Annotated in this window: 12 protein-coding genes; 1 reads left to right on the top strand and 11 read right to left on the bottom strand. The window is 56.3% G+C overall.

Annotated elements, in window-relative coordinates:
• Positions 1 to 2: 2 nt before the first annotated feature.
• The 11 genes from NCHU2750_RS28800 to NCHU2750_RS28740 all read right to left on the bottom strand — a co-directional run bounded on the left by NCHU2750_RS28800 (position 3) and on the right by NCHU2750_RS28740 (position 10,396).
• Complete coding sequence (locus tag NCHU2750_RS28800) at positions 3 to 347, bottom strand: hypothetical protein (protein WP_045231714.1); 345 nt, start codon at positions 345 to 347, stop codon at positions 3 to 5.
• 769 nt (positions 348 to 1,116) lie between these two features.
• A complete protein-coding gene (locus tag NCHU2750_RS28785; RefSeq protein WP_045023288.1) occupies positions 1,117 to 2,100 on the bottom strand; it encodes an aldose 1-epimerase family protein in 984 nt (327 codons plus the stop codon).
• 20 nt (positions 2,101 to 2,120) lie between these two features.
• Positions 2,121 to 2,477: an NUDIX hydrolase gene (locus NCHU2750_RS28780; protein WP_233278960.1), complete on the bottom strand. Its 357-nt coding sequence runs from the start codon at positions 2,475 to 2,477 to the stop codon at positions 2,121 to 2,123.
• 101 nt (positions 2,478 to 2,578) lie between these two features.
• On the bottom strand, positions 2,579 to 3,397 hold the full coding sequence (locus NCHU2750_RS28775; RefSeq protein ID WP_010974906.1) for an inositol monophosphatase family protein: 819 nt from the start codon (positions 3,395 to 3,397) through the stop codon (positions 2,579 to 2,581).
• The gene (locus NCHU2750_RS28770; protein ID WP_045023290.1) at positions 3,390 to 4,190 is read right to left on the bottom strand and encodes a glycerophosphodiester phosphodiesterase family protein; all 801 of its coding nucleotides are present in this window, start codon (positions 4,188 to 4,190) and stop codon (positions 3,390 to 3,392) included. Before NCHU2750_RS28770 ends, NCHU2750_RS28775 begins: the two co-directional genes overlap by 8 nt.
• Before the next feature lie 15 nt (positions 4,191 to 4,205).
• On the bottom strand, positions 4,206 to 5,066 hold the full coding sequence (locus NCHU2750_RS28765) for an ABC transporter permease (RefSeq protein ID WP_010891520.1): 861 nt from the start codon (positions 5,064 to 5,066) through the stop codon (positions 4,206 to 4,208).
• The gene (locus tag NCHU2750_RS28760; protein WP_045231716.1) at positions 5,059 to 5,985 is read right to left on the bottom strand and encodes an ABC transporter permease; all 927 of its coding nucleotides are present in this window, start codon (positions 5,983 to 5,985) and stop codon (positions 5,059 to 5,061) included. The genes NCHU2750_RS28765 and NCHU2750_RS28760 overlap by 8 nt, the downstream gene beginning before the upstream one ends.
• Entirely contained in the window at positions 5,982 to 7,001 is a 1,020-nt protein-coding gene (locus tag NCHU2750_RS28755; protein ID WP_010974903.1) for an oligopeptide/dipeptide ABC transporter ATP-binding protein, read from the bottom strand. The genes NCHU2750_RS28760 and NCHU2750_RS28755 overlap by 4 nt, the downstream gene beginning before the upstream one ends.
• Positions 6,998 to 7,936 (bottom strand): ABC transporter ATP-binding protein, encoded by a 939-nt coding sequence (locus NCHU2750_RS28750; protein WP_045023296.1) that lies wholly within the window; start codon positions 7,934 to 7,936, stop codon positions 6,998 to 7,000. The genes NCHU2750_RS28755 and NCHU2750_RS28750 overlap by 4 nt, the downstream gene beginning before the upstream one ends.
• A 60-nt stretch (positions 7,937 to 7,996) precedes the next feature.
• The gene (locus tag NCHU2750_RS28745) at positions 7,997 to 9,562 is read right to left on the bottom strand and encodes an ABC transporter substrate-binding protein (RefSeq protein ID WP_045231717.1); all 1,566 of its coding nucleotides are present in this window, start codon (positions 9,560 to 9,562) and stop codon (positions 7,997 to 7,999) included.
• A 57-nt stretch (positions 9,563 to 9,619) separates the two neighbouring features.
• Entirely contained in the window at positions 9,620 to 10,396 is a 777-nt protein-coding gene (locus tag NCHU2750_RS28740) for a DeoR/GlpR family DNA-binding transcription regulator (RefSeq protein WP_010974787.1), read from the bottom strand.
• Between the two features lie 541 nt (positions 10,397 to 10,937).
• Here NCHU2750_RS28740 and NCHU2750_RS28730 point away from each other — a divergent pair.
• Positions 10,938 to 12,590 (top strand): Na/Pi cotransporter family protein, encoded by a 1,653-nt coding sequence (locus NCHU2750_RS28730; RefSeq protein ID WP_045231718.1) that lies wholly within the window; start codon positions 10,938 to 10,940, stop codon positions 12,588 to 12,590.
• The last annotated feature ends 33 nt before the right edge of the window (positions 12,591 to 12,623 follow it).

The raw sequence follows: 12,623 nt of genomic DNA, 5'->3' as shown, positions 1-12,623 counted from the left end.
TTTTACATACTTTCATCGAAGTCGATACCAGAATCGACGTAAACCGTATGGGAATTCAAAGCCTTAGCTTCAATAATAAGCCTTCGGTTTAACGTAGCAACAAAAGATATGTCGACAAATTTGAATCTCGTTTCATCTGTAATATGGTCGAAATTATATTTCCGGCTTTGGTGCTTGAGGCGCTCGTCGCACAGGCCGCAGGCTACCGTCGACCAACTTTGTCCGTCGCGGAATTGGTGGAAAGCTGTAGGGATTGCGCCTAAGTTTGCCGCAAAGGCATTGTCCATTTTAAGCACAAAAGTTAGATGTGCGAATTCCACTCTGAACCCGGCCGCCATTCCAATCATTGACCGGCCACCATTCCTATCAATAACCGGTCAGTTTCCGGCACTCAAGTTCCCCTGGGTCAGCAACATTGGCATGTGTCCCCTCGATATCCACGAGGGGAATTTAATGCCTGCAAAAAGAAAGCTGACCATGCGACACATACGACAAATGCTGCGGCTTGCGGGTAGCGGAACGAGTAGCCGCGAGATCGCTGTAATGCTTGGCATTGCTCGCAGCACCGTGCAGGACAACTTGAAGCGGGCTGCGATGGCAGGGCTGAGTTGGGCCCTCGCCAGCGGCCTGACAGACGATGTTCTCGAGGCCAAGCTCTTCGTTCACCCCGGCGTCAAGCGGGGCCAGCGACTGCGCCAAGAGCCCGACTGGGGACCGCTTTCAATCGAGCTGAAGAAGCCAGGCGTGACGCTGCTGATTCTTTGGGAGGAATACCGCAGCGCCCATCCGGATGGGTATGGATATAGCCGTTTTTGCCAGCTGTTCCGCGGCTTTGAGAAGCGCCTGTCACCGACGATGCGCCAGGAACACATCGCCGGCGACAAAGTCTTCGTTGATTATTCCGGCAAGAAGGTGCCGATTGTCGATCGCAAGACCGGTGAGATCCGCGAGGCGGAACTGTTCCTCGGCGTGCTCGGCGCGTCGAGCTACTGTACGAGAGGAAGATCGGTGATCTTGGCGAGTTGCTTCGCAAGCGTGGATTTTCCAGCACCTGGGCAACCGACGATCAAGACGCGTTTCATTTCCTGTCCCCCGTTTGAGGCCCTACCAGCTCCTTTAGTTGGAACAACAGCAATCGGTCAGTTCAACTTGCAACGAGTTCTTGCAGCTTTCGCCAGGCAGAAGCAAAGGTCTGTCCTGTGCCAGGTCGGTGCGGGGTTCGACGCCGAGCGCAAACACTCCAGACTGATAAGCTCTCCAGATAGCAAGCTTGTTCAGTTGGTCGCGAGTGAACGTCAGGCCGACGGATATGTCGAGTTCACGGTTGCTGACAACGATCGGATCCGCTTCCGGAATCTCTAGGCTATCGACCGAGTCGACGTATTCGCCGTAATCGTCACTTGGCCGAGGTGGATCCACGACCAATTTTGCCGCAAGGAGCTCAGGAAGACCCGTGATCTCGAGGTTCTGATCCAGAAACGGATAGCCGTAGTTCAGGTGATAGATTATTGCATGTCCAGACGGGCGAAACCCCCGGTTTGTCACTGTGTCGTCAATCCGCAGCACCTGACCAAAGACTGGTAAAGTGATCCTCCGTCTCAGCTCCAGGTTTTCGCCGAAGACACTTGCCTGCCTGACGATCCCCTCACAGAAGATCTCACCGGATTCTGGGTCGACGTCATATCCGACCAATCTTGCTTTTTCGGTCGAGATTCTGCCATGCTGAGGCATGCTTTTCGTCTTCAGGTGCGGATGATTATAGTGGGCCATATCAACTTCCAGAGGACGGCTGATGTGGTCGAGCCCGCATGTCACAAGGAAGCCATCGAAGTTGCGCATGAAAGCCCAGCCGCCTTCGGAGCCTGGATCAACCATTGGAAAACGCATCTGAATCGGCGAGTTCCAACCAATATTGGTCCCCCTAAACGAAAGGCTGGAAATATCGAAGCCGCGATCCAACGCCACTTCGAACGCAATTCCTGTTGCATTTCGAGCGATCAACAGCCGTTGGCCACGCGCCGGACCGTCCTCGAGGGTCGCCAGCCGGATATCTGCTATGGCTCTTAGGTCGGGTGTTTTCTTGAGAAGTTCGATGTCCATGTCGTCCTCAATTGTGTGGGTCACTGCTGTCGCAGCTTTAAAAGCAGTTGTTTGAGCTCCGGCTCGATAACCAATCCAGAAGCTTCCTCCGGAGAAAACCACCTGATCTGGCGTTGTCCTTTCTCGGGGAAATCATCCTTCAGGGTCGATACGGTCAGCAGGTGAACCTGAACCAGACAAGGGATGAATTCGTCATGTGATACCTTCTTGTCATAGCGGTAGTGACCATACGGGTTTTTGCAGACTCTTCCCCGCACGCCGGCTTCTTCCCAAGCTTCCTCCCGTGCGACTCGATGAAGCTTTTTCCTGCCCTCCGACCAGCCCTTGGGGATTACCCAGCGGCCAGTTTCGCGGCTGGTGATCAGAAGCGCTTCCATCTCGCTGTTAACAAGGCTTGTCGAGCGTACGCAAATCGCGCCGCATTGGTCCGCGTCGACCAGTGGCGATCTGTGACCGTTATTGTCAGAGGCGCGCCGCATTATGCGGCCAGCGCCACTTTATCGAGCAACGGCTTCACCTTCTCCAGGAAGTCGTGGCTGCCACAAGCAAACCGGAGTTTGGCCGACAAGTCGGTCCTGTCCCAGTCGATCGTATCCGCAACACCCAGATTGCTCAAAATAGGCAACGCTGCCATAACGTCCCACGTCGAGTCTCCCAATGAAACGTAGCCATCTGTCTCGCCCATGGCCACCTCGACCATCGAGAGTGTCGCAGCGCCGCAGAAACGGAAGCTGATATTGAGATCATCCGAGATATAACGGATGACTTCGAGCCTGTCCGCTGTCGAAGCCGAAGGATGGTAGCTGAACCCGGTCGATGCACGCGACATATCGAGCGGCGGAAGTGGCTTGACCGCCATGCCGTTGAGCTTCGTCTCCACCGTTTTCCCTCCAACAAACATCAGGTTTCGGACTGGAGCGAAGATAACCCCGAATGTAGGACGCTTGTTTTCATAGAGACCGATGGAAATTGCCCAGTTCTGACCGCCGCGGACGAAATTGAATGTCCCATCAATCGGATCGATCACCCAGATACGACCTGAACGCCCTTTGATTTCGCCCCCTTCTTCTCCAAATATGCCGTCTGCGGGAAACGCCTCCCGCAACTGCGCGATAAGAAATGTTTCGACCTCCTTGTCCGCCTTCGTCACAAGATCGAGATGTCCCTTGGTCTCGACCGACAGGCTCGATAGGGAGCGGAAATGAGCGAGGGCAAGGTCGCCTGCCTTGCGCGCGATCTCTTCCACAATCGAAGCTGTTTCTCCTGCGTGAGATGTCGATGTGTCCCGATCAGCCATTTGCACGGTCCTTGAGCCTGGCGACCTGTGCGACGTCGTCTCCGAGCAACTGATCCAACTGACCTTCACGAACCCACTGAACGACCTGCGTTTCCACGTCCACGCCGTACTGCGCGAGTTTTTCATGGTACCCCGTCGGTAGGTAGCAAAAAGCGGCAAATCCCTCGTTGTGGAGTTGGCGGGCTTCACCGCTGGCGAAATGGTAGATCTCGATGTTCATGGCATCGAGATTGGCCTGACGGGCAAGGGCGGCTGGATCGATGAGGCGCGAATGCATCAGGCCAACGGTCGGTACCTCGGGAATTGCTTCCTTGACGGCCTTCAGCTGAACGTAGTCGAAGGAAGAGAACTGGAGGAGATCCGCACAGCCCAATTCATCGATGAGCGTCCTCAACTTTGGGAAGAAGACGTCGTTCGCGTCGTAGATCTTCAGTTCAAGCTGATAGATAATGCCAAGCTCACGGGCGAGCTGAAGCGCGTCCTTAAGTAGCGGCACACGCTCTCCGACAAACTCCGAACTGAACCAACTCCCTGCGTCGAGTTTCGACAACTCCGAATAGGTCATGTCGTGAACGATGCCGTGACCGTCTGTTGTGCGGTCGACGGTCTTGTCGTGAATCAGCACAAGTTCTCCATCGCGGGTAATTCCGAGATCGGTTTCGCATGTGACGTTACGTCCGCCGAATTCAAACGCCTTCCGAAACGCCGCGAGCGTGTTTTCGGGGGCGCCGGCGCTGTGGCCGCGATGGCCGCCCAGGCGGATCGTCTCCGGTGTCATTCTGAGAGGGTTCATTTTCATTCCTTTCGTTTATCGCAGGCGCGCGTCGAAGCGATCGCGCAAGTAGTCGCCGAGCAGGCTGATGGACAGGGTGGTGAGAACAATAACAACGCCGGGCAACGCGATGAGCCACCAGGCAATCGCGATATAGTTTCTGCCGTCTGCGACCATCAGCCCAAGGCTCGTTTCCGGCGGTTGGATCCCAAGCCCAAGGAAGCTCAATCCGCTTTCGAGCAGGATGATATCCGGGAAATTCAGGGTGATTTGAACGATGAGCGGTCCAGCAATGTTTGGAAGGACGTGGCGCACATAGATCCGAAGCGATGGCACGCCGACGATGCGCGCCGCCTCCGCATATCCCTCCTGGTTCGCACTCAAGACGAGGCCACGCGTCAGCCGCGCATAACGCTCGAATGATGCGACACCAACGAGCATAAGAAGTATCAGCGGGCTTGACCCGAGAAACGCCAGGACACCAAGCGCGAAGATTATAAAGGGCACGGAAGCCTTCGCGTCTGCGAAGCCCATAATGAGATTGTCGACCCAGCCACCGAAATGTGCCGCAAGAAATCCGAGGGTCGTACCGATGAACGCGCAGATGAGAGAACCGACAAGAGCGATCATCAAAGACGTCTGGGTAGCGACCAGAATGTTGCTGAGCACGTCACGACCGAGATAATCAGTTCCCAGCAAATGTCCCGGCGCACCCGGCGGCGCAAATCGCGCCAGAGGTGACTGCTGCAGATAGTCGAACGGTGCCAACCATTGCGCCGTGATGCCCACGAAGACGACAACCGCAATCCAGATCAGGCATAGCCAGATACTGATCGGAATGCGGCGGGCAGATTTCAGGAATTGCCGCTTTGGTAATGAGAGTGTCGTATTAGCCATTTTTTTGAAGCCTGATTTTCGGGTTCAGCACCGCATAGAGAACATCGACGATCAAGTTGATCGTGACCATGAACGCCGTGAAGAGAAGGATCATTGCCTGAACGACATTGAGATCGCTGAGCGTGATTGCTCGAACAAAACCGCTACCAAGCCCGGGCCAGGCGAATACGGTCTCTACGATAGCCGACCCCCCCAGCAAGCCAGCTGCAACGAAACCCAGCATGGTCACCATCGGGATCGCCGCGTTCGGGAGCGCGTGGCGGATAACCACTTCCCACTTGGGAATACCATCGGCGCGAGCCGCTGCGATATAGGGCTGTTCCAGAACTTCGATCAGCGCGGAACGTGCGAAGCGCGCAATCGCAGCCGCATTGACAAGACCGAATGTCGCAACGGGCAGGATCGCATGCTGCCAGGTGGAACTTCCCGAGCTCGGCAGCACACGAAACCAGACGGCAAACACGAAGATGAGCGTCAGTCCGAGCAAGAAATTTGGTACGCTATAGCCGAGAACAGCGCCTGCCATGACGGATTTGTCGGCGGCACTGTCGCGGCGGACTGCTGCAATGATTCCCGCGGGGATACCGACGAGTACGCTTAGCACGAACGCTGAAATCGTCAGCGTCAATGTCTTGGGTATACGTTCGGCGATGACGGTGAATACCTCACGACCGTCGGCTGCCGATACCCCGAAGTCGCCTCTGAGCGCGCTGGCGAGATAGATCAGGAACTGTTCAGGAATGGATCTGTCCAGGCCCCATGCTGTTCGGAATGCTGCCAGCGCCTCTGGCGTCGCGTTCTCGCCCAACATGGCCCGAGCTGGATCTCCACCCAACCTGAGAATGATGAAGACAAACGTCACGGTCAGCATCATGACAATGATCGCTCGAACGAGGCGTGCAAGGATGAAACTAATCATCGCGCCACCTCCATCATCTGCGCCGGATCAGTCTGCGCGACTATAGATCTCGGAAACTCTTCCGCTCTATGACACGCTGCCAGTTGCCCGCCCGCAGGCCGAAGCAGCGGCGTTTCTTTCGCACATCTTTCGATTGCAAAAGGACAGCGTGACCGGAAGGCACAGCCAGTCATTACCTTGCCAGCGTCGAGTTCCCCCTTGATCGGTGGTTCAATATTGCGGACCGTCGGGTCCATAGTGGGGACGGAGGCAAGCAATGCGCGGGTATAGGGATGGCGTGGCCACGCATACACAGATTTGATATCGCCGGTTTCGACGACGCGGCCAAGATACATCACGACAATACGATCAACGAGATGGCGAACGATGCGCAGGTCGTGGGTGATGAACACATACGCCAGATCAAGCTCCTGCCAGAGCTGCCGAAGCAACGCAACGACCTGGGCTTGCACAGAGACGTCGAGCGCAGATACCGCCTCATCGAATACGACCAATTTGGGGTCGAGGATCAAAGCTCGGGCAATAACAACTCTTTGTCGCTGCCCTCCCGACATCTGATGTGGATAGCGGTTCATCATCGCGCTCGAGAGGCCGACCCGGTCCAGCATGGTTGCCGCCCGATCACGCGCGCCCGCGCGGTTGGCAACCCGGTGAACCCAGACGGCTTCAGCGATTTGCTCGCCGATCGTCATTTGTGGATTAAGGGCGGACAGCGGGTTTTGCTGGACCAGGGAGGTCTCCTTTCGGAACGTCGACCAGTCTCGCGCGCTACGATCTGTGTGCGCGAGTCCTTCGAACAAGACCTCTCCCTCGGTGGTGGAGGTCAAGCCGAGCAGAAGTCTACCGAGTGTCGATTTCCCGCTCCCAGATTCACCGACCACACCTACCCGCTCACGCGGCGCAAGTTCGAGATCAATTGAATTAACCGCCACATGTACCGATGGCTTTACGAAAAGCCCGGATTTCAGGCGAAAGACCTTGGTGACCCCGCGGGCCTGAAGAAGAGGCGCACTCATGGGCTCACCGGATGGTAACACGCCGCGTCATGGAACGCGCCGACGTTGACAGGCCCGGGAAAGCTCACGGAACATTGTTCGCTCGCGCGGGGACAGCGTGGGTGATAATAACATCCGGCAGGCAGGTTATCGAGAAGAGGAACAGAACCCGGGATTGGTACTGGCGGCTCCAGGTCGTCCGCATCGATCGTTGGCATGCAGCCGATCAGGGCGCGAGCGTAAGGATGCGCTGCACGCTCCAACAATTCCGCAACCGGCGCCGTTTCGACGATCTTTCCGCAATACATGACCGCCGCACGATCCGCGAGGCGGGCGATCACGCCGAGATCGTGCGACACGATCAAAAGCGCCATGCCTGTTTCAGATCTGAGTTCCTCCAGAAGATGAAGGATCTGCGCCTGCGTCGTGACATCGAGCGCTGTCGTGGGCTCGTCGGCGATCATCAGCTTGGGCTTCGCAGCGAGCGCGTGGGCAATCATGACGCGCTGGTTCATACCGCCCGAGAACTCATGAGGATAGGATCGCAGCCGACTTTTGGCGCGGTCGATACCGACACGTTCGAGAAGACGCATGGCCTCGAGCCGTGCATCGTTGCCCTCCAGACCCTGATGGCGATAAAGGCTGCTCTCGAGATAATAACCGATCGAATGAACCGGATTGAGGCTGCTGGTCGGGTCCTGATAGATCATGGCAATAGCCGGCTTGCCATCAGCCTTTGGTCCACTGTTCAGCTCAATAGTTCCGCCCGTCTGCGAAATCCCTCGCGGCAATGCCTTGGCTATTGCGTAACATGTCATGCTCTTTCCGCAGCCCGACTCCCCGACGAGTCCAAGCGTCTGCCCTGCATCCAGTGAAAAACTGACACCGTTGATGATTGTGATATCGCGCGCCGGCACCTGAACGACCAGGTCGCGAACTGTTAGTAGATTTGACAACTTAGGCTCCTCCAGGGCGACGCGCACACCTCGCGCGCGCCGCCTTCTCGATTAACGAGTTCAGCCGAAGCTGAGATTGTTGCGGAATTCCATCATCTCGAAGCTCACGGGCTTCCAGTGGACATCCTTGCGCGCGGCATAAACGTCATACGGCTGATAGAGAATGACGGCTGGCGCCTCCTCTTCGAAAATATCCCGCATGCGATTGTAGGCGTCGAAGCGCTCCTTGCCATTCGGCAGAACCGTGACCTTCTGACATAATTCGTTGAACTCGGCCGGCGCCTTCCAACCCCAACGCTTTTGAACCTGACCATTCGGCCCGAATTCGGGGACGATCGTGGCGTAGGCATCGGTCATCCATTGGCCGTTGGACCAGTTTCTGATCCAGGTCTGGTTGTCCGGGGGGAAGCTACCCGGTGCGTAGGTTTTCATGACCACGTTCACACCGATCTGCTTCCACATTTCGATCATCATCATCAACGCAGGCATGGCGTTGGCATAATAGTTGCCCATCGTGTGATAGGTGATCGGCGTTCCATCGTAGCCGCTCTCCTTGACGAGACGCTTGGCCTCCTCGACATTATATTCCATGGCCTTACGCTTTGGATCGAAGGTTTCCCCATAGTTCGGGAAATTGAAGCCGGCCGGGATAGATGCTTGTTTCTTCCAGAGCGCTTCAACCATGATTGGCCGGTTGACAGCCAGAGCAAGAGCGCGCCGAAGCTTCTTATCCTTGAAAACTTCTTGGTTCATATTGAAGGTGAACATGTGGAAGTTTTCGATGAGCGTCCCGCGCGTTTCGAGGTCCGGATAGCTATTTATCAGCTGAATGTCGTCCGGCGTCAGGGTAGTGATGATATCGTATTCACCGCTGATCAGACCCGCGACGCGTGTGGCTGGCTCTGCGACGATCTGGTAGGTGATCTTCGATGCAGTCGGCTTTGGACCCCAGTAGGCGTCGTTGGCTTCCAGCACCACACGGTCACCGGCAACAAAGTCCACGAACTTGTACGGGCCTGTTCCAACGGGCTTGTTACCGAAATCTACTGCTCCCAGTTTCTTGTAGTATTCTTTGGGAACAATGCGGCTCATCCAGGATGCGACGAAGGTCTCGATGAGATAGCTCGGGGTCTTTGTGCGAAGTGTGACTATGTATTTGTCCTCGACCACGGGCTCATCGAAATCGAGCGAATAGGATTTCCCAAGCGGGATTTTCTTGATCGCTTCGGGACCCCAAAGGCGTTCGGAAGAAAAGGTGTATGCGACATCGTCCGCGGTCAGTTCAACACCATCGTGGAACATGACCTTCTGCCGCAGCTTGAAGCGAACCGATTTCTCATCGATGCGCTCCCAGCTCTCGGCAAGTGCCGGAACGAGGTCGATGGCATTGCCGGGAGCTCCCTTCGCGAAAAAATCGCGCGCTATCAGCGTGTCGAATATCTGGTTGACGATACGCGGGCCGACATTGCTGATTGCATTGACCGGCTCCAGCGAGTTCGGCAATCCGTTCACACCCAGGCGAAGCGCCCGGCGTTCTTGCGCGAAGGTGAACTTCGCACCGGCAGTTGAAGCGACCGCTATCGCCGCGGTGCCCATCATAAAATTCCTGCGATTGGTCTTAAGCATGTGGTTTTCCTCCCAGCTCTGTTGAATGAGGGTTTAATTCGCCCGCGGCCGTCGAACCTAGTTCGCAACAACGAACTTCTTCCGCAGCTTTTCCGGTATTGTCTCAATGATGGTTCGGGTTCCAGAGTCGGTGACGATCACGCCGACATCCTCGATCCTGGCCGTCACCGAGAGGCTCGATTTTGTGAATTTCGAATGATCCGCGACGACGATCACGCGGCTCGAAACTTCGATCATGGCGCGAGCGACACTCGCGTTCACGGGCGACGACGTACAGATCAATCCGCGATCAACATCGATCGACGCCGCGTTGAGAATGAGTTTGTCGACATTGAATTGGCGGATAAACTGCTCCGCCAAAGGGCCGCGGAAGGAGCGGTTCGTTTCGGTATACTCGCCCCCGACCGAATAGATGCTTTTGCCCTCCCCTCTCGTCAATTCCTCGACAATGTCGAGACCATTCGAGATGAAGGTGAGGTTTCTGCGGTCAGCGAGCTTCTTGGCAACTTCCAGCGCAGTTGTACCGGCGTCCAGAAGAACCGTGTCACCCTCGACGATCATACCGGCAACGACTCCGGCTATGGCCGCCTTCTCCGCCCGATTCCAGACGGCGCGGGCAGCGTTCGGCTTGTCCTGTGTAACCTGCGTGACGCTGACCGCACCGCCGTGAGTTCGACGCAAGAGTCCGGCCTCGTGGAGTTCGCTCAAGTCGCGCCTCGCAGTGGCCACCGAAATCTGGAAGTGCTCCGTCAATCTGCCGATAGCCAAAAACTGCTCATCGCGCAAAAGCTCAACGATTTTCGCCTGGCGGTCCTGAGTCGAGTTGAACACCAACGCTTCCCTTCCAACAAGAAATGGTCTATATCGCTCACACTATGAGCGTAATCGTTCTTCGTCAAATGAAAGTTTGGTGACAGTTTTGTTGCATCGCAACGATACATTACAAGTGATTACGCATTGTTGGGGATCAAGAAGCTTCGGGTAGCTAAGCGGAAGCCTTTGTTAGTGTGATCGAAATCGCTCACTTTCGCACCGCACCAAGATCGTAAGCTTCTAGGAGGAGTGATGACTCATTCGATGTCGAACTGCCGTCAACAAAACCGGCGCGGATCAGCGCTACTCCGCACGACAACAATACGAAACCAGTTGGAATTCATCTTGCCTGCGATACGGCGCGGGCAAGATGCCGGTGGGCAGCTCTCCTCCCTGCTCGCCCACCGGCACCCTCATCAACCGCAAGCTGGACAAGGTCTGCGACGAGAACCGCTTCCCTCTCGAGACAAATCAAGACGGCACCCGTCTGGCCGATCTCTGTTGCGAGCAGCCGCTTCGCTGATCAAGGCTTACTTCCAACAGAATTAGCGAGAGGCGCGACTTGGAATCGATAATCGTTCTCATAAATCTCTGCGGCGCCGTCGCGTTGCTGCTGTTCGGCCTGGCCCAGGTGAAGGACGGAGCCTCCCGTGCGCTTGGGGCCAGATTGCGAACGGGCCTCGCCTCCGGCACGAAAAGCAGCGCCCGGTCGTTTCTATCAGGGTTCGTCGCCACAGTCGCGCTTCAGAGTTCTACAGCGACGGCGCTGATGGTCTCCTCGTTTGTGGAACGAGAGCTTATCAAGCCTCGCATGGCGCAGGTCGTCCTCCTCGGCGCCAATGTCGGAACGGCGGTCACCGCCTGGATCGTCGCAACGGGCATCGAATGGGTGTCCCCTGCCCTACTCTTCATCGGCATCATTCTCTATCGAGGCGGTTCGACCTCCAGGCAGGGCGCCGGAACAGCGTTGCTCGGTATCGCGCTGATGCTGCTGTCACTACACCTACTCAGCAACGCGACCGAGCCGCTTCGCCATTCGCCGGCGCTCGCAGCGTTTATCGGCCTGCTTGAAAACGCCTGGCCGGTCGCGATGATCTTTTCCGCGGCCATCGCATTCGCTTCATCTTCAAGCTTGGCTGCGGTCGTTCTGATTTTGTCGTTGACCTCCACCGGAATCCTCTCTGGCGGGCTTGTCGTAGCGCTGGTTCTTGGAGCCAATTTCGGTGGCGCAATACCTCCGGTGATCGCGTCGTTATCAGCATCGGCGGCGGCCAGGCGGGTCACACTAGGCAATCTGATTGTCCGGGCAATCGGCTGCCTGCTGATCCTGCCAGTGGCCGATATTTTGGCCAGCTGGCTTTCGATGTTGCCGGTCCCAGCGTCCAAACTTCCCGTGGACGCGCATCTCGCGTTAAATATCGGCCTGGCTCTCCTGGCCATGCCGTTTTCCCGCCTTCTTGCACGGTGGATGGGGGTCCTCATCCCCGCGTCCGAACAGGCTGACAACACACCGAAATTCCTCGATCCGGATGAGCTATCAACACCAGTCGTAGCACTGACGAGTGCTGCACGCGAAGTGCTTGGCGTTGGAGACCTGATCGAAAGAATGCTCTTGAGAGTGTCGGACGCGTTCCAGCAGAACAATGCCGCGAGATTGAAGGATATTGCGCAGCTTGAGCGCCAGGTCGACCGGTTACAGCAGGAGGTCAAGGTCTACTTATCGAAACTCGGCCGTACTGGACTGTCGGAAGACGAAGGCCGCCGCTCGATCGTCATCATCGACTACGCCATCAACCTCGAACATATCGGGGATATTGTCGAGAAAGGTCTGCTGCCCGAGGTCACGAAGAAGATCGCCCACGGTTTGAAATTCTCTGATGACGGCTTCTCCGAACTAACACAACTCTTCCAGCTCACCGTCGATAATCTCCGGATCGCACAAACAATCCTTATCACCCGGGACATCAATCTCGCGCGTCAGCTCATGGAGCGGAAAGTCGAAGTCCGGCACATGGAAAAACAGTCTTCCGAGCGCCACCTGGAACGTCTGCGCGACGGGCGCACCGACAGCCTTCAAACCAGCTCGCTTCACCTCGACATCTTGCGTGATCTCAAGCGGATCAACGCGCATATCGTCTCGGTTGCTCACCCGATCATGGACGAGCAAGGATTACTGGGCGAGAGCCGTCTCATCGCGGGCGGCTCTGCAGACTGAGTGAAAGAAAATCAACTCGTCCTCGTAAGACGA

The organism is Neorhizobium sp. NCHU2750 (genome assembly GCF_003597675.1).
In the GTDB taxonomy this organism is placed as follows: Bacteria; Pseudomonadota; Alphaproteobacteria; order Rhizobiales; family Rhizobiaceae; genus Neorhizobium.
The sequence above is the reverse complement of the archived record's forward strand: the minus strand, read 5'-3'. Positions and strand labels throughout refer to the sequence as shown.